Raw genomic sequence first — 16,595 nt, 5'->3', positions numbered from 1 at the left:
GGTAATAATAATGTTCAAAGAACATGCTATTAAAAATGGTGAAATAGTAAAAGTTGAAGATGCATTAGTAAATGTCACATATAGGGAAGTTCAATTTAGTTTCTCAGTATATGAATCAATATCAGTTGTTAATAGTAGAGCTATTTTTTTAGAAGATCATATTACTAGATTATTTAAATCTTGTGTTGGAATAAAATTAAGACATCCTTTTAGAAGAAGTGAAATAAAGAAAAGTATAATTGAATTAATAAAAATTGATGATATTAAAGAAGCTACCATGAGAATATTAATTATTGGTGGAAATAATCCTCAATTATTTATTACATATACTGATAAATTAAAATATCCAACCTCTTATTACTCAGAAGGTGTTAGTGTAACTACTTATGTAGGAGAAAGATTATTCCCTAAATTTAAAACTAGCAATTTATTATTGAGCTATATAGCCTTAGAAGATGCTAGAAGCAAAGGTGCTTTTGAAGCTATTTTAGTTGATTCTCAAGGATATTTATTAGAAGGAACTAGATCTAATTTTTATGGTTTTAAACATAATAAATTATATACTGCTGAAAATGATAGAGTTTTAGAAGGAATTACTAGAACTAGAATTTTAGAAGCAGCTGAAGATTTAGGAATTGAAGTTGTAATGAGAGCTCCAATGCTTAAAGAAATAAGACAATCTCAATTTGATGAAGTATTTATTTCTTCAACTTCGATGGCTGCTATGCCAATAAAAACCCTTGATGAAGTTAGTTTTGATTCAGATTTTAAGAGAACTTTAAAGCTAATGGAAATAATTAGAGAAAAAGAGAAACACGATAGATAGTTTATTATAAAATCCAGCATTCTTGTAATAATAATTAATATATATTATCCTTTGTTTGATTAAAGAAAAAAAATCCTAATTAAGGTGAAATATAGATGGAATTTACACAATTACCTTTTCACAAAGAAGTTTTAAAAGGTATAGAGAGTGCTGGATTTAAAGAATGCACAAAAGTACAAGAAAAAGTATTACCAATAAGCTTAGAAAATAAAGATTTAATGGTACAATCTAAAACAGGGTCAGGAAAGACTGCTGTATATTTATTAACAATATTAGAGAGAATTGCTCAATCAAGAAATACAGATTCCCCAATAAAAAAAGCATTAATTGTTGCTCCAACAAGAGAGTTAGCAGTACAAATAAAGCAGGATGCTATAGTTTTATGTTCAGGTTTGAATTTAAAGATAGGTGTATTTTATGGTGGTGTAGGCTATGAGAAGCAAGAAGCTGCATTAAAAGATTCTGATATTTTTGTAGGGACTCCTGGTAGATTATTAGATTTTCAAAAAAGCAAGAAACTTAATTTTAAGCAATTTGATATTTTTGTTCTAGATGAAGCAGATAGAATGTTTGATATGGGATTTTATCCTGATGTTAAAAAGATGTTCTCTCTCTTAAAAGAAAAAACTAAGAGACAGACAATGCTTTTCTCTGCAACATTAAGTTTAAGAGTTCGAAATTTAGCTTGGGAATATATGAATAATCCTGTAGAAATTGAAGTAGAACCAGAAGAAATTTGTGTTGATAAAATTGATCAAGAATTATATCACGTATCAAAAGATGAGAAATTCTCATTATTTCTTTATTTAATGCAAAGAGAAAATAGCGATAATGCTTTAATTTTTACTAACACAAAAGCAAAAGCTGTAGAACTTGCAAAGCGTTTAACAATCAATGGATATAATACAAAATATCTTATGGGAGATATGAGTCAATCAAAGAGATTAAATACAATTAAAAGAATGAAAGAAGGAAATATTAAATTCCTAGTTGCAACCGATGTTGCTGCTAGAGGCCTTCAAATTGATGATTTAGCTTTGGTTATTAACTATGATATCCCTGAGGATTTTGAAAGTTATGTTCATAGAATAGGAAGAACAGCTAGAGCTGGTAAATCTGGTAAAGCAATTACTTTAGCTTGTGAAGAATATATTTATGGTCTTGAACCAATTGAAAATTATATCGAGATGAAAATTCCAGTAAAATGGGTTGAAGAATCCGATTTAGAAAAAATTGAAGATAAAAGTAAAAATTTAAATTTTAGGGATTTAGTAAGTGAAAAAGAATATGCTTCTAGAAGACCTAATAATAAATCAAGAAATGTAAGAGGATCTTCTCAAAATAGAAACAATAATTCTAAAAATTATAAATCTAATAGAACTCAATCTAATCCTCAAAATAAGAAAACTTCAAATTATAATAAAAACAAAAATGTCAAAAATGTTAAAACTGATAAAACTTATAAAAAAGTTAAAAATCAAAAGCAGTATAACGAAATAAGACATTTATCATTAGAAGAAAGATTAGAATATTATAAAAATGTCTATGGCAGTGAAGAATTACAAAGCAAACCAAATGTTAAAAAAGCTGCAAATGCACCAATGCAAAAAGGTCAAAGACCTTCAAAATTGGAAAATGTTCCTAAAAAGAGTAATTCTCCTAGCGTTAAAAAAGATCTTGATAAAACTATTAATCAAGAGAAAAAAGGTTTTTTAAAAACGCTTTTTTCAAAATTTATAAATAAATAGTCTTGTTCTCAACTCGTATATGGATTATTTTTTATAATGTGTTTATTAATTTTTAAGTGGAAAAGAATGGATTAAGATATGAAATTTATACATTATTTATTTGCAGGTTTATTGTTTGCAGTTGGAGTTGTTGTTTCAACTGTATTTTGTGTAATTCCTGCTAACCTAGTTAGATTATTTGGAAATAAAAAATTATCAAGAAAAATATATTGGGCTTGGGCTCCAAAAATTGCTAGTTTAGCTGTTTGGCTATTGAATTATAAAGTTGAAATTAAAGGCATAGAAAACTTACCTAAAAACCAAGGAAATATTTGCTATATTTCAAACCATCAAAGTTTGTTAGATATTTGTTTATATGTTGGTAGATTAAAAATTAAATCTGTTCCAATAGCAAAAATTGAAGTTTTGAAAATTCCTTACGTAGGTTCTTTAGCAAAAGGTATTGGTACAATTTTATTAGATAGAAAAAGTCCAAAATCTTCAATTAAAGCTATCTTAGATGGTACCAATGAGCTTAAAGAAGGAAAATCTGTTATAATATTCCCAGAAGGTACAAGAAGTAAAACTGGAAAGTTAGGTACTTTTAAAGCTGGTAGTTATAAAATGGCAATTAGAGCTCAAAGTACTATTGTTCCTTTGGTAGTCCAAGGTGTTAGAGCTGGTTTTGAAGATAAAAAAGGCTTCCATAGATATAAAGTTCAAATAGAAGTATTACCTCCATTTAGTGCAAAAGGTTTAACAAAAGAAGAACAAAAAGAATTACCTGATAAAATTTCAGAAGAAATAAGATTAGCTTATGAAAAAATGCCTCTTTTAAAGAAATAGAGATGAGTGCAATAGAAATAAAATCATTAAGTTTTAAATATAAGAGTTGGACAAATAAAAAATCTGAAAATGTTTTTTCAGATTTAAATTTATCAATTGAAGAAAATGAAAAAACTCTTATTTTAGCAAATAGTGATGAAGGTAAAACTACTTTTTCTAGATTAGTTTCAAATTTATTGATGAAATTCATTCCAAGTGATGTATCAGGTGAAATTAAACTTTTTGGTGAAAATTTATTTGATTATGAACCTTATGAATTAGTCGATAAGATTTGTTATGTCTCTCAAAATCCTATGGAAATGTTTATAACTACTACAGTAGAAAATGAAATAGCTTTTCCATTTGAAACTTTAGGAATTGATAGAAATATAATAATCGAAAAAGTAAATAAAGCTATATCTGATTGGGGCCTTGAAAGATATAGAGAAGTATCTCCTGCTGAATTATCAGGAGGGGAAAGAAAAAGATTACTTTTAGCTATTACTTTTGCTATTAATCCAAAAATAATTATTTTTGATGAAGCCTTTGATGATTTAGATAAAAATTATAGAGAACTTTTAGCCAATTTAATAAAAGAAAATAAAAATACTATTATAGTTTTAAGTGCTAGATATTTAAATCAATTTGAAAATAAATTCGATAAAATTTATGTTCTAGAAAATGGTCAAATATTTGAAGATGAAAATTTTAAAGAACATTTTACTCATCAAGAAATAGATAAATATCTTAAAAATTCAAGATTAATTGAATCAAATGAATATCGAGATAATCATTTGGATATTCAAAGAGAAGAATTAGTTGTTAAAAATTTAGATATTGAAAGAATTAGAGAAAGTGCTAGAAGTATTAGTTTTAAGCTTCATTGTGATAATTTCTCTATAAAAACTGGTGAAATAGTAAGATTAGTTGGTGAAAATGGGAGCGGAAAATCAACATTAAGTAGAATCCTCTGCGGCCTTGATAAACCTGTTGATGGTAGTGTCTTCTTAAATGCAGAAAATGCTAATCAATTTGTTTTACAAACAAAGATAGCTTATTTATTTCAAAACCCAGATTTACAAATCTTTTTACCAACCGTATATGGTGAATTAGCTTATGGTTTAGAAAATGCTGGTAAATTAAGTGCTAAAGAAATAAAAGATAAAGTTAGTAAATGTGCAAAATTATTTAATTTAGATGAAGAGGAAACTCCATCTACTATGAGTTTTGCATTAAGAAAGTTCTTACAAGCTGCTGTATATTATTTATTGGAGAGACCTTTTGTTATATTGGATGAAATTGATGGTGCTATGAGCTACGATAATGCATATTATATTATTGATAAGCTAAGTGAAAAAGGTGCTGCATTAATTATCATAACTCACGATGATGAGTTTGCAAAAAGTATTTCAGATAGAACTTATATAACAAAAAATGGATTAGTAGAGGAAGTTTATGAGTAGTGCAACTATTTATAGTGAAGGAAGAGGTTTTTTATATAAAGTAGATCCAAGAGCAAAAGTAATAGCTACTATTATTGCTTGTGTCTTTGTTTTTCTACCAATATTCTTTTCCGGCTTAGTAACTTTTTCAATTCTATTAGTAGTTTTATCATTTTATTCAGTTGGTTTAAAAAATACAAATTCAGTTATTAAAGCTATATTACCAATGATTATTTTAGTAATCGTTTTTGCACCCTTATATGAAAGGGAAGGAACACCCTTATTATATTTTAAAGGATCTCCTTTTTTAACTTATGAAGGCTTATTTAGAAGTTTAAGTTTAACACTAAGATTTTTTTCAATTACTTTTGCTTGTTCACTGTTATTTCTAACTACAAAAATGAATGATTTCATCTTAGCTCTACAAGCCTTTTTTATTCCTTATAAAAGTTGTTTGACTATATCTTTAGTATTTAGAACTATTCCTACAATTTTTGATGCATTTAATCAAATTTCAGACTCTCATAGTTTGAGAAGATCTTCAGATAATAAAAAAAGAAAATTAAAGAATTTATTTCCAACATTAACTAGTGCTTTAGTTGTTTCTTTAAAAACAATCCCATCTTTAGCTATGTCTTTAGAGGCTAGAGGCTATGGTTTAAAGACAAAGAGAACAAATTATCATGAGTTAACAAATAATAGATATTTCTTTATCCAAACAGTTGCTATATTAAGTATCTATGTGTTATTGTTACTCAAATTTAAAAATTTTTGAGGTTATTTTATATGGAGAAAAAAAAGTCAAATTCTGCCCTTAGAACTTCTTTAATTGCTGTTCTAACTGCTGTAGTAGTTGTTTTTACTATTATAGTTAAGGTGCCAACTCCTACAAAAGGTTATCTAAATTTATGTGATTTAGCAATTTGTTTTATTGCTTTCACATTTAGTCCACTTACTGCTTTTATAGCAGGAGGCTTAGGAACTTGTATTGCCGATATTATTTCAGGATATCCTCAATGGGCTCCAATTTCTTTTGTTGTTCATGGCGTTGAAGGTTTACTTGTAGCTTTAATTGTAAAAAGAAGTGCTCAAGAAATTAGTGATGGAGTAAAAGTTTCAGCACTAAAAGTTATTTTAGCTATGATTGTTTGTGTTGTAATTGTTGCTGGAGGTTACTTCTTATTATCTGCAATATTTATGAGTTTAGGATTTGCCGCTGCAGCAGCAGGAATCCCAGGAAACATAGTACAATCTGGAATTGGAGTAGTAGCTGGTTATGCTCTCTCGAGGGCTGTAGTAAAAGCTTATCCCCCAGTTCAAGGCTTATTAAGTTATTAAAGATAAATAGATTTGTGCGTTAGATAATTTCTGACGCATTTTTTATATTTTTTGTGTTTATTTCTTTAATGTTTGTTGAAAAAATCATGAAAAAATATAAGAATACAAATATTAAAAAGTGTAAGTATAGGAGTTGAGATGCAGCAGGAAAAATCTGATGTTATTGTTGTGCTAGATTTTGGAGCACAATATAGTCAATTAATTGCGCGAAGAGTTAGGGAAGTTGGAGTTTATTCTCAAATTTTACCATTTAACTGTAAAATAGATGATATTTTAGAGTTGAATCCTAAAGGAATTATTTTTTCAGGAGGTCCAGCTTCTGTATCTACAGAAGGCTCCCCTAGAGTTGATAGTAGAATCTTTGGCTTGAATATACCTATCTTGGGAATCTGCTATGGTCTACAAGTAATGATGAAGCAAAATGGTGGAGATGTTACTTGCCCAGAGAAAAAAGAATATGGTCTTGCTAATATAGATATTATTAAAGATTCTGTTTTATTAAATAATATAAGTAATAAATCACAAGTTTGGATGAGTCATGGTGATTCAGTTTCAAAATTAGCTAATGGCTTTGAAGTAGTAGCTTCTACTAGTAACTGTCCAATTACTGCTGTTGAAAATAAAGAAAAGAAATTTTATGGAGTTCAATTCCATCCTGAAGTAGTTCATTCTGTAGAAGGAACAAAGTTAATAGAAAATTTCGTTATTGATGTATGTGAATGTGAAAAGACTTGGAGCATGTCTTCTTTTGTTGAACAAGCAATTGTAGATATCAGAGAAAAAGTTGGAGATAAGCAAGTTCTTTGTGGTCTTTCTGGCGGTGTTGATTCATCTGTAGCTGCAGTATTAATTCATAAAGCAATTGGTGATCAATTAGTTTGTGTTTTTGTTAATAATGGATTACTTAGAAAAGGTGAAGCTGAAAATGTTCAGAAAATCTTTAGAGACAATTATTCAATAAGACTACAATATGCTGATGCTGAAAAAGCTTTCTTAGATGCATTAAAAGGTGTTAGTGAACCTGAAGCAAAGAGAAAGATAATTGGTAAACTATTTGTTGATACTTTCTACAATGAAGCACGTCATGCTGGAGATATTTCTTTCTTAGCACAAGGTACTTTATATCCTGATGTAGTTGAATCTCAAAGTGCTTTTGGTGGTCCTTCCTCAACAATTAAATCTCATCATAACGTTGGTGGATTACCTGAAGATTTAAAATGGGATTTATTAGAACCTCTTAGAAGTTTATTTAAAGATGAAGTTAGGGAATTAGGTAGAGAATTAGGTCTTCCTGAAAATATGGTAAATCGCCATCCATTCCCAGGTCCTGGATTAGGAGTTAGATGTGTTGGAGAAGTTACTAAAGAACGCTTAGACACTTTAAGAGATGTCGATGCAATCTTTATTGAAGAAATAACCAAAGCCGGTTTATATAATGATATTTGGCAAGCTTTAGCTTGTTTACTTCCTGTAAAAAGTGTTGGTGTACAAGGGGATGAGAGAACTTATAGAGAAGTTTGCTCCTTACGTGCAGTAACAAGTGAAGATGCAATGACTGCTGACTGGTATAGAATGCCACCAGAAGTATTACAAAATGCAGCATCAAGAATTTGTAATGAAGTAGCTGGAGTTAATAGAGTACTCTATGATATAACCAGTAAACCACCAGGAACAATTGAGTGGGAATAAAATCTTGAATGTATGCAACTCTTTTTATTACAAAGAGTTGCATATTAGTTTTTTTGTATAAAGTACTAAAAGTGTACAACTTCTATAACACTTCATGCGATTCTCTTGTATTATTTTAGCAGCTTGTTCTTGCTTATTTGGATATAGATGTGAATATGTTTAAAGTGTAGTTCCTATTCTTTCATGACCTAATCTTTCAGATACAAGATTTTATAGGTGTAGAACTGTAGAAAAATCTTGTTATAAATTATTTCCTCAAGAGATGTTTAATCCTCCTTTTAATAATACTAATGAAAATAGATTTAGTAATAATGTTCTAAGTCATTTATATCTAATTACTAGTTCAAGTAAAATTGCAAAAGCTGAAATTGGTTATACTAAGGGGAAAGTAAAAAATAAAAAAATAATTCAAATAAAAAATAATGATAGTTTTAATTTAATAAATTTAGATAAAGATATGGGCGCAACTTTTGCTTATTGTTTATTTCCTAGTTCTGAATTTACTATTTCATCCCATGCATATTTGATTTCTAATTTTATTTTATAGTGTTTATATTATATAAAAAGTCACAATAAGAAAATATCGATGGTATAAGATACCCAAGTGTAAAGGGTGATGGTAAAGAATATTGTTATGTTCTTTTTAATAAAAATTATGATGATTTTAATAAATGTAAATTTGTTAAATAACAAAAAACGAATTAAATTTAATATTAATTATCACAGTAGAAAAATATTTATACTGTTTTTTTATTCTAGAAATCTAACCAATGTCTAAATTCTCAAAAGGTCCCAATAATAGACTTCAAAAGATAATAACAGTAATTGAAGATTTAAAACAGTTAATTGATGAATTTAATGGCTAGAATTGTTACTAGTATCCTAATAATTGTTATGATATAATAGGTAAAAGATTTTTTAATTTTTGGGAAGGAAGAACAGATGAATAAAATAAATATCAAAATATTAAACAAATATAAATCAATAACACCTCCTTGTGAATTTGAATTGCCATTCTTCTCTGTTTTTACAGGAAAAAATGGTTCTGGAAAAACACATTTACTTGAAGCTATTTCAAAAAATGAAATTAGCCAAGTACTAGTAAATAGGAAACAGTTAACAAATATTAAATATATAAAATTTAATGGACTTAATCCTAATATAAACGAAACTTGTAATCCAAGTGAAATTTCAAATTTTGTTAAACCAATTTGGCAAAATTATTTAAATTTTGTAAACAGATATAAAAATACAAATAGATTGAATAAAGAAACTATCATAAGAAATTTTTCAAACAAACAACAATCTTTTGTCAAAAAAGTTTTAACTACTAATAAATTATTAACTGAAATTACAGAAGAAGATTTTTTTGACGCGTTTAGTCCATCTGATTTAGAAAATTCAGATTTTTTTACAGCACAATTTGCGTTAATTTTTAAAAACTATTATAACAATTTAGAAAAAAATCGTTACAATGAATATTGCACTTCAAATGGCAGAGGAGAAGCAAGAAGCTTTTTAACTGAAGAAGAGTTTATTAATAAATATGGAGAACCGCCCTGGATTTTTGTTAATAAAATTTTAGAAAAAACTAATATCCCTTATGAAGTAAATAATCCCGAAGGTGAAAGAACGGATACTAATTTTCAATTTTATTTAAAAGATAAACAACAAGGATTTAAAATTAGTTCACAGGATTTATCAACCGGGGAGAAAGTACTAATGTCACTAGCTTTAGCAATTTATAATACTACTGAAGCAATTGGTAAACCTGAACTATTGCTTATTGATGAGCCTGATGCAGCATTGCATCCATCGATGTCAAAAATTATGATGAAAATTTTACAAGAGAATGTAATAGAACAAAATGAAATACCAGTAATAATATCAACACATTCTCCTACAACAGTTGTTGTAACAGAAGGTATTTCTTTATTTCAAATTAATAGAGAAGCAAGTATTCCTAAAAAAATTAATATTCAACAAGGTATTGAAATTTTAACATCAGATATTCCATATTTAAAAATTTCAACAGAAAAAAGAAGGCAAGTATTTGTTGAAAGTAAATATGATGTTAATTATTATGAATTATTGAGAAATATTTTTATCAGAAAAGGAGTAAAATTTCCTTCTGAGCCGCATTTTATTCCCGCTAAAATTAACTCTAGTTCAAATTGTGCGGAAGTAAAAAGTATAGTTAAAAGCCTGTCTAATTCAGGAAATGATCAAATATATGGAATTATTGATTGGGATTTAAAAAATAAATCAGAAGGTAAAATTATTGTTAATGGTGAAAATGATAGATATTCTATGGAAAATTATTTATTAGATCCGTTGTTAATAGGATTACTTCTAATAAGAGAACATTTTTGTCCAATAAGTGCTTTTGGAATTAGTAATATATCTTCATATATAGAATTAAAAAAATTAACTAAAGCTGAAGCTCAAAAAATAATTGATAAGATTTTATATGAATTAAATTTAAACTCTGAAAATAAAAAAAGCTATAATACTTTCAATGATTGGGAATTATTCACTACAGACGAATTCAATAGACATCAAGGACATGATTTAGAAATACTTTACAAAAATAAATATCCTTCATTGAATAAATATCAAAGAGAAGATAGTCTGAAAAAAGAAATTATTAATATTATAATAGATGAGTATCCTCAATATGCTCCAAAAATTTTTTGCATAACTTTTAACAAAATAATATAAAATTCATAATTGTACAAAAATCTTTTATATTTTAGACTTAAATTAAAGGAGAGAAATTAATAAAGAATGATATATTTTTACTAGAAATATAAATATATTTAAGATAATTTTGAAAATAAGAATTTGACCGCATTTGTGATACTAAAGAGTCTATGTAGCTTTCTATTACTAAAAAAGTAAAAAGTTACATTTCTATTGTGCCATTTACAAAGAATACAATCTTCAGAATTTATATATATTTTAATAAGCCTCCTTTCTGTTTTTGATTGGAGGTTTTTTTGTGTATAATTGATTTTACTAGAAGAATAAAACTTTTTATGATTAGAATGTAATAAAATAGATATTAATTTACAAGATGTGAATTATAGTTTTAGTTACGATATAAAAAGATTATAAGAGTTATATTTCTAATAATATACATAAATTGCCTAAGTTTTTATGACACTAAGTAATAAAAATAATTTATAAATTTGGGAAAATAATCTGGCTTTTAAATTTTCTTCATTGACTTTTGGTTCATTGTGTTTTTTAATAATAAATGGCTTATGTCATTAACTTTGTTTCATTAGGAAACAAAAATGTTGATATTATGGTTATATAAGGAGGAAAATCATATGCCAGATTTTAGTACACCGTTTGCCGGATTAGCTGAGAAAAAAAAGTTAACACATGAAGAATTAGTAAGGTCTATAAGATTTATGATTGCAGCTGAATATGAAGCAATTCAGTTATATATGCAATTAGCAGAATCTACAGATAATCAACTTGCAATAGATGTTTTAAAAGATATTGCTGATGAAGAAAGAGTTCACGCAGGTGAATTTTTAAGACTTTTACATGAATTGGATCCAAATGAAGCAAAATTTTATGCTGAAGGAGCTCAAGAAGTAGAAGAAGAAATTAATAAATTATAATTCTAAATCGTGGAGGATTCTATGGGTTGTGATACAGGTTTAAAGCCTATTAAAAAAGTGAAAAAAGAAGACTCGAAAGTAGAAGTAATAGAGGAGAAAAAAGCTATGAGTTCAACAATGGTAAGACAAGAAATGCCTGAATTTAAGATGGATGCTTATGATGCAAAAACTGGCCACTTTACTACAGTTTCAAGTGAAGATTATAAGGGGAAGTGGACTGTAATTTGTTTTTATCCTGCTGATTTTACATTTGTTTGTCCCACAGAAATTGCAGCTATGAATTCTAAATATGATGAGTTTAAAGAATTAAATACGGAAATACTTGCTGTATCAGTTGATTCAAAATTTTCTCATAAAAGATTTGCAGAAACAGAACCAATTCTAAAAGGTTTAAAATTAATGATGGGTGCTGATGCAAATCAAGAAGTCAGTCGTGCTTTTGGTGTATTGATAGAAGAGGAAGGTGTTGCCTTAAGAGGTCGATTCTTATTTACTCCGGAAGGTGTTTGTGTTGCTCAAGAAGTTCAAGCTGACTCCGTTGGAAGAAATGTAAATGAATTTTTGAGACAAGTTAAAGCTTGGCAATATGCAACAAAAACTGGAGAAGTATGTCCTGCAGGTTGGAGACCAGGTAAAAAAACTCTTCCTGTTAATACAGATGCAGAAAAAATGGCTGGACATGTAGGTGAATATATAACTATAGAAGAAATATTAAGTTAGAGTTTTTTCTATTTGTGATTAAGCATTCTCAAAATGAGAATGCTTTTTTTATTCGTTATAAATAATAATAATTATCATTATCTAGAAAAAGCTTGTCTTTCATCAATCAAGCCTTGATCATAAGCTAATCTAACAAGTTTGAATTCTTCTTTTCTGTTAAAATATAATGTGCAGTAGTTTCTTTGAATTTGAGTCCCTTCAAATAAATATTTTTCTAAGGTGTTAATACCTTCAGTATTATTAATAAGACCTAATGCATAATCAATAATTTTTGATTCTATTATACCCATTTCTAAATTTATATTTTCCATTATTTTTTTAACAGATTCTTTTGTTCCTTCTATAGCTAAATTGTTATAATAATCTGATATTTTTTTGAAATCGTTAGTATTGTTTTTTTGATTCATGAAATGTTTCCTTTATTTTAGTTTTTATTTAGGATTTTATCAGCATCAAGGAAGATATTTGAAACATGGAATCTCATTAATTCATTTTGAATATTTTTGTTTTCATTCATATTTTTTCTATAATCAGAATTTTCTTGATAATAGGAAATTCCCATATCTAGGTAATAGAAAATTAAAAGTTTATCTAAATTTGGTTTTATAAGTTTTTGCTCAATTCCCATATCAATTAGTTTCAACAGAATTTCTTTATAAAAATATAGATAATCATTGTATTCTTCTAAAAGCTTTATATTATAAGTTGTTAGTTCTTTGCATAACTTAAAATATCCCATATTTGTAAAAGCGGTTAATACGTCTATGAAACTATAGAATTGTTCTATAAGAGAATTTTTTGTTTCAGTAATATTTTTTAGTTTAGCAATATGTTTTGCTAAAAGATATTTGCCGACTTCATAGTACAAAGTATCTTTATCTGAAAAGTATTTATAGACAGTAACTTTTGAGACTTTTGCCTTTTCTGCAATCTCATCCATTGTTATTTTTTTTATTCCATTATTTAAGAATAGAATTATAGTTGTGTTTAATATTTTTTCAGCTTTTTTATTCATAATTTTTTCCTATTTCAAAACATACAAATCTTTTTATAATTATATTCTCTCTAAGCAATGCTATAAACTCAAAAATGAATTCTTCAACAGATATATTTTCTTCTTTATAGTATGGTTGATTTAAAAGGGTTGTAATATCTTTTGGTTGTGCTGCTGCTATATGCATAGCTATCTCTTTAGCAAAGTCTTTAAAGACTTTAGTTGAAGCAGCAACTTCTGTTTCACATTGTATTTCAACTAAAACAGCTAGTTGTAGATTATCATGAACATAATGACTTATAATGCCATTTCTGGTTAATCGATAAACTCTTTGTTTAGCTGAAATTCTTCCTTTTTCTTTTAGAATTAATAAAGCTTTCTCATAATTTCCATTAGCAGAAACTAATGCATTTTTACATTCACTCATTCCAAAATTAGTGTTTCTGTGCAATTGTTGGATAGCTTGTAAATTCATAATAATACTCCTAAAAATGAACTATATTAATATAAATAGTACAAATAGTATATTATGTCAAGCAAAACTATAATATATTATGTTTTAAATTGTGATTTATTTTTTTGCTTTATTTAAATATATTATTAATGAATATGGCTATTAATTTATTGTTGATTATGTATAAATAAATAATAAGGAGTAAAAGTCATTATGAAAACATATAGATTGTATCAAGTAGATTCATTTACAAGAGAAAAATTTCATGGTAATCCTGCTGGTGTTGTTCCTAATGCTGATGGACTAAGTGAAGAACAAATGCAGAGAATAGCTAGAGAATTAAATAATTCAGAAACAGCTTTTATATTTCAATCAAAGTCTAAAGATTATGATGTAGAAGTTAGATTTTTTACTCCAACAACTGAAGTTCCTATTTGTGGCCATGCTACAATCGCAGCTCATTATGTAAGAGCAGTGGAAGAAAGTCTCCCATCAAAAAGAATTTTACAAAAAACTAAAGCTGGAATATTGCCTGTTGATATAATCAATGAAGAGAATGATTACTCTATAGTAATGACTCAAGGAACTCCAGAAGTTAAAGAGCCCCTTAGTAGCGATATAGTAAAAAGAATAGCTTTTGCACTTGGAATTAAAGAATCTGATTTAAGAGCTGATTGTCCAATTGCAATAGCTTCCGCTGGACATTCAAAGGTAATGGTTGGTATTAAATCAAATCAACAATTACATGATCTTTCTCCTTTGATGGATGAGTTATCTAAAATCAGTAAAGAGGTTAATTGTAATGGTTTTTATGTTTTTACATTAAATCCAGATGAAGAAGTTTTAGTACACGGTAGAATGTTTGCTCCAGCAATTGGTATAAATGAAGATCCAGTTACAGGTAATGCAAATGGTCCTTTAGGTATTTATCTTGTACATTTTGGTATTACTAAAAATCTCGAAAAAGAAAACGAATTATCTTTCTCTATATTACAAGGAGAAGCTATAAAGAGAGATGGGGAAATGCAGGTTAAAGTTAAAATAGACAATCATAAACCTGTTTTAACTCAAATAATCGGTAAAGCTGTAGTGGCTTTTAAAACTCAAATTGAATTATAATATCTACTTAAAATTTTAAGTATTAAAAAAGCAACTGTTGTTTCAGTTGCTTTTCTTATATCTATTTTTATGAAAAATTTATTAGTTGATTGAATATTCAATTTTAACATTACTAGTGTAATCACCAGCAGGAAGATTTGCATTTCCAGTCCAACTTAAATTGAATTTATTTACTAAATAGTTAGTATGTTTTCCAGCAGTTAAAGTGTCAACTTCAACAATTTTATTAACTTTTGGTTGAATTTTTGAATCGTAGACTGTATTTCCATTTAATTTTGTTTTAAATGTTTCAGGTGTAACAGTAACTTTGATTGCTAAATCATTATTTTTATTGCTTGATGCAGTAACTGTGAAGTCTTTTGTTTGGTCATTTTCAGTTAATGGTTTTACTGTAATTGAATAATCAGCACCATCATTAATTGTTGTACCATCATAAGCTAGTATATATGTAACTGGTGTTTCAGCAACACTTGTAACTAATTGAACTTGAGCTGTTTTTGCAAATAACGCTGCAGTTGCGATTAGGCTAATTGTTAAAATTGTTAATAGTTTTTTCATGATCTTGTTTTCCTTAAGTAAAAATTTTGTTTTCTTTATGTTTTAAATATACTGTAAGTTATAACTTATGTCAACAATTTCCTTAAAAAGCACAAATGGTAATAAGTTTTATAGATAATTCTTTTTAATATAAGTAATTAAATCAATAAATTTATGAAAAAAATCATAAAAAAGAGAAAAAATATTTATTTTTTTTAATTAATTTTATGGAAACTTAGTAAATATGTAGCTGTTTTTGTTTGATTTTTAGAAAGATAGTAAACTCTTAAGTAGTAAGTTTGCATATTCTATGTTAGAAGTTTGTGATTATATGTATATGTTGAAAAATAACTTTTAATAAAAAAAAGAACTCAAAAACTGAACAGGTATATGTTCATAATTTAAGTTCCGATTTTTTTAGTAAATATGTGAAAATTTCAGTTTAGTTATAAGTTTTTAAAATAATTTTGTTTTCTTTGAAAAAATCAATCCAGCTTTTATCTGGTTTTTTGTTAGATATAACACAATTTATTTTTTCAAAATCTTCTATTTTAGTTAGGCTAGATTTGCCAAATTTAGTATGATCAACAACTAAGAAAACATTGTCACTATTATCGATCATTTTTTTACTAATTTGAGCAGCAAATTCATCATCGTGGCTTAATCCAAATTTTTTTGATATAGAAGTTGGACTTAAAAAAGCCTTATCAGCATGTAGCTTTTTTAAATTATTAATAGTAATTGTGCCACAAAAAGCATTAGATTTATCTATGAGATTTCCACCTAAACAGATTAATTTTATTAGATGGCTATTTGATAAAATATTAATTATAGATAAAGAGTTTGTTATTACTGTAGCTTTGATTTTGTTTGCATTTAATTCTTTTGCTATACAGAAACTAGTAGAACTAGAATCGAGCATTAATATATCTCCATCTTGAATGAAACTGCTAGCCATTTTTCCAAGATATTGCTTCTCTTTGACCATTACTTGTTCACGTAATTTTATAGGAATTGTCTTATCAAAAGTATCAATTTTATAAGCTCCTCCATGAACTTTTATTATACCAACGTTTTTCTTGGACAAATATTCTAAATCACTTCTGATAGTTTCCATAGTGACATTTAAATCTTGAGCTAATTTTTTTACTGTAACTGTCTTTTCTGAATCTAAAATACTTTTGATTTGATCCCTTCGTTCTTTTGCAAGCATAATTATTCCTTAAAACAAAATCTATAGTTTTGTTGCTAGAATAACATTAATATCTTGTAATGTAAAGAAATATTAA

17 protein-coding genes are annotated in these 16,595 nt (G+C 27.2%); 12 read left to right on the top strand and 5 right to left on the bottom strand.

Features of this window, described 5'->3' with window-relative positions:
- Positions 1–10: 10 nt before the first annotated feature.
- The 11 genes from ACZ5RS_RS00485 to ACZ5RS_RS00435 all read left to right on the top strand — a co-directional run bounded on the left by ACZ5RS_RS00485 (position 11) and on the right by ACZ5RS_RS00435 (position 12,202).
- A complete protein-coding gene (locus tag ACZ5RS_RS00485) occupies positions 11–826 on the top strand; it encodes an aminotransferase class IV (RefSeq protein ID WP_464636906.1) in 816 nt (271 codons plus the stop codon).
- Positions 827–921: 95 nt separating this feature from the next.
- Complete coding sequence (locus tag ACZ5RS_RS00480; protein WP_464636905.1) at positions 922–2,574, top strand: DEAD/DEAH box helicase; 1,653 nt, start codon at positions 922–924, stop codon at positions 2,572–2,574.
- A 78-nt stretch (positions 2,575–2,652) separates the two neighbouring features.
- Positions 2,653–3,399 (top strand): lysophospholipid acyltransferase family protein, encoded by a 747-nt coding sequence (locus tag ACZ5RS_RS00475; protein WP_464636904.1) that lies wholly within the window; start codon positions 2,653–2,655, stop codon positions 3,397–3,399.
- A 2-nt stretch (positions 3,400–3,401) separates the two neighbouring features.
- Positions 3,402–4,841 (top strand): ATP-binding cassette domain-containing protein, encoded by a 1,440-nt coding sequence (locus ACZ5RS_RS00470; protein WP_464636903.1) that lies wholly within the window; start codon positions 3,402–3,404, stop codon positions 4,839–4,841.
- On the top strand, positions 4,834–5,595 hold the full coding sequence (locus tag ACZ5RS_RS00465; protein ID WP_464636902.1) for an energy-coupling factor transporter transmembrane component T family protein: 762 nt from the start codon (positions 4,834–4,836) through the stop codon (positions 5,593–5,595). Before ACZ5RS_RS00470 ends, ACZ5RS_RS00465 begins: the two co-directional genes overlap by 8 nt.
- 11 nt (positions 5,596–5,606) lie before the next feature.
- Positions 5,607–6,158 carry an ECF transporter S component gene (locus ACZ5RS_RS00460; protein WP_464636901.1) on the top strand — a complete coding sequence of 184 codons (552 nt, stop codon included), beginning with the start codon at positions 5,607–5,609 and terminating at the stop codon, positions 6,156–6,158.
- Positions 6,159–6,296: 138 nt separating this feature from the next.
- Entirely contained in the window at positions 6,297–7,847 is a 1,551-nt protein-coding gene (gene guaA / locus ACZ5RS_RS00455; protein WP_464636900.1) for a glutamine-hydrolyzing GMP synthase, read from the top strand.
- A gap of 262 nt (positions 7,848–8,109) precedes the next feature.
- Complete coding sequence (locus ACZ5RS_RS00450; RefSeq protein WP_464636899.1) at positions 8,110–8,394, top strand: hypothetical protein; 285 nt, start codon at positions 8,110–8,112, stop codon at positions 8,392–8,394.
- A 395-nt stretch (positions 8,395–8,789) separates the two neighbouring features.
- Positions 8,790–10,568: an ATP-binding protein gene (locus tag ACZ5RS_RS00445; protein ID WP_464636898.1), complete on the top strand. Its 1,779-nt coding sequence runs from the start codon at positions 8,790–8,792 to the stop codon at positions 10,566–10,568.
- Between the two features lie 614 nt (positions 10,569–11,182).
- Positions 11,183–11,482, top strand: a complete 300-nt coding sequence (locus tag ACZ5RS_RS00440) for a ferritin family protein (RefSeq protein ID WP_464636897.1) — start codon at positions 11,183–11,185, stop codon at positions 11,480–11,482.
- Between the two features lie 21 nt (positions 11,483–11,503).
- Positions 11,504–12,202: a peroxiredoxin gene (locus ACZ5RS_RS00435; RefSeq protein WP_464636643.1), complete on the top strand. Its 699-nt coding sequence runs from the start codon at positions 11,504–11,506 to the stop codon at positions 12,200–12,202.
- A 77-nt stretch (positions 12,203–12,279) separates the two neighbouring features.
- Here ACZ5RS_RS00435 and ACZ5RS_RS00430 read toward each other — a convergent pair whose 3' ends face one another.
- The 3 genes from ACZ5RS_RS00430 to ACZ5RS_RS00420 are packed head-to-tail and all read right to left on the bottom strand — an operon-like array spanning position 12,280 to position 13,671.
- Positions 12,280–12,609, bottom strand: a complete 330-nt coding sequence (locus tag ACZ5RS_RS00430; RefSeq protein ID WP_464636896.1) for a hypothetical protein — start codon at positions 12,607–12,609, stop codon at positions 12,280–12,282.
- Positions 12,610–12,626: 17 nt separating this feature from the next.
- Entirely contained in the window at positions 12,627–13,217 is a 591-nt protein-coding gene (locus tag ACZ5RS_RS00425) for a TetR/AcrR family transcriptional regulator (protein ID WP_464636895.1), read from the bottom strand.
- On the bottom strand, positions 13,210–13,671 hold the full coding sequence (locus ACZ5RS_RS00420; RefSeq protein ID WP_464636893.1) for a hypothetical protein: 462 nt from the start codon (positions 13,669–13,671) through the stop codon (positions 13,210–13,212). The genes ACZ5RS_RS00425 and ACZ5RS_RS00420 overlap by 8 nt, the downstream gene beginning before the upstream one ends.
- Positions 13,672–13,863: 192 nt before the next feature.
- Here ACZ5RS_RS00420 and ACZ5RS_RS00415 point away from each other — a divergent pair, with 192 nt between their 5' ends.
- Positions 13,864–14,769 carry a PhzF family isomerase gene (locus ACZ5RS_RS00415; protein ID WP_464636892.1) on the top strand — a complete coding sequence of 302 codons (906 nt, stop codon included), beginning with the start codon at positions 13,864–13,866 and terminating at the stop codon, positions 14,767–14,769.
- An 81-nt stretch (positions 14,770–14,850) separates the two neighbouring features.
- Here the strand turns inward: ACZ5RS_RS00415 and ACZ5RS_RS00410 are convergent, their stop codons facing one another.
- Both ACZ5RS_RS00410 and ACZ5RS_RS00405 read right to left on the bottom strand, forming a co-directional pair.
- Positions 14,851–15,327 (bottom strand): hypothetical protein, encoded by a 477-nt coding sequence (locus ACZ5RS_RS00410; RefSeq protein ID WP_464636890.1) that lies wholly within the window; start codon positions 15,325–15,327, stop codon positions 14,851–14,853.
- Between the two features lie 421 nt (positions 15,328–15,748).
- Positions 15,749–16,519: a DeoR/GlpR family DNA-binding transcription regulator gene (locus ACZ5RS_RS00405; RefSeq protein ID WP_464636888.1), complete on the bottom strand. Its 771-nt coding sequence runs from the start codon at positions 16,517–16,519 to the stop codon at positions 15,749–15,751.
- Between the last annotated feature and the right edge of the window lie 76 nt (positions 16,520–16,595).

This window comes from Pleomorphochaeta caudata (assembly GCF_055395745.1).
Note: the sequence above shows the minus strand (reverse complement) of the source record. Positions and strands in the feature narration are given on the sequence as shown.

Coding starts and splice junctions, on each gene's coding strand:
- ACZ5RS_RS00485 (WP_464636906.1), top strand. CDS start 11: ATGTTCAAAGAACATGCTATTAAAAATGGTGAAATAGTAAAAGTTGAA.
- ACZ5RS_RS00480 (WP_464636905.1), top strand. CDS start 922: ATGGAATTTACACAATTACCTTTTCACAAAGAAGTTTTAAAAGGTATA.
- ACZ5RS_RS00475 (WP_464636904.1), top strand. CDS start 2,653: ATGAAATTTATACATTATTTATTTGCAGGTTTATTGTTTGCAGTTGGA.
- ACZ5RS_RS00470 (WP_464636903.1), top strand. CDS start 3,402: ATGAGTGCAATAGAAATAAAATCATTAAGTTTTAAATATAAGAGTTGG.
- ACZ5RS_RS00465 (WP_464636902.1), top strand. CDS start 4,834: ATGAGTAGTGCAACTATTTATAGTGAAGGAAGAGGTTTTTTATATAAA.
- ACZ5RS_RS00460 (WP_464636901.1), top strand. CDS start 5,607: ATGGAGAAAAAAAAGTCAAATTCTGCCCTTAGAACTTCTTTAATTGCT.
- guaA (WP_464636900.1), top strand. CDS start 6,297: ATGCAGCAGGAAAAATCTGATGTTATTGTTGTGCTAGATTTTGGAGCA.
- ACZ5RS_RS00450 (WP_464636899.1), top strand. CDS start 8,110: ATGTTTAATCCTCCTTTTAATAATACTAATGAAAATAGATTTAGTAAT.
- ACZ5RS_RS00445 (WP_464636898.1), top strand. CDS start 8,790: ATGAATAAAATAAATATCAAAATATTAAACAAATATAAATCAATAACA.
- ACZ5RS_RS00440 (WP_464636897.1), top strand. CDS start 11,183: ATGCCAGATTTTAGTACACCGTTTGCCGGATTAGCTGAGAAAAAAAAG.
- ACZ5RS_RS00435 (WP_464636643.1), top strand. CDS start 11,504: ATGGGTTGTGATACAGGTTTAAAGCCTATTAAAAAAGTGAAAAAAGAA.
- ACZ5RS_RS00430 (WP_464636896.1), bottom strand. CDS start 12,609: ATGAATCAAAAAAACAATACTAACGATTTCAAAAAAATATCAGATTAT.
- ACZ5RS_RS00425 (WP_464636895.1), bottom strand. CDS start 13,217: ATGAATAAAAAAGCTGAAAAAATATTAAACACAACTATAATTCTATTC.
- ACZ5RS_RS00420 (WP_464636893.1), bottom strand. CDS start 13,671: ATGAATTTACAAGCTATCCAACAATTGCACAGAAACACTAATTTTGGA.
- ACZ5RS_RS00415 (WP_464636892.1), top strand. CDS start 13,864: ATGAAAACATATAGATTGTATCAAGTAGATTCATTTACAAGAGAAAAA.
- ACZ5RS_RS00410 (WP_464636890.1), bottom strand. CDS start 15,327: ATGAAAAAACTATTAACAATTTTAACAATTAGCCTAATCGCAACTGCA.
- ACZ5RS_RS00405 (WP_464636888.1), bottom strand. CDS start 16,519: ATGCTTGCAAAAGAACGAAGGGATCAAATCAAAAGTATTTTAGATTCA.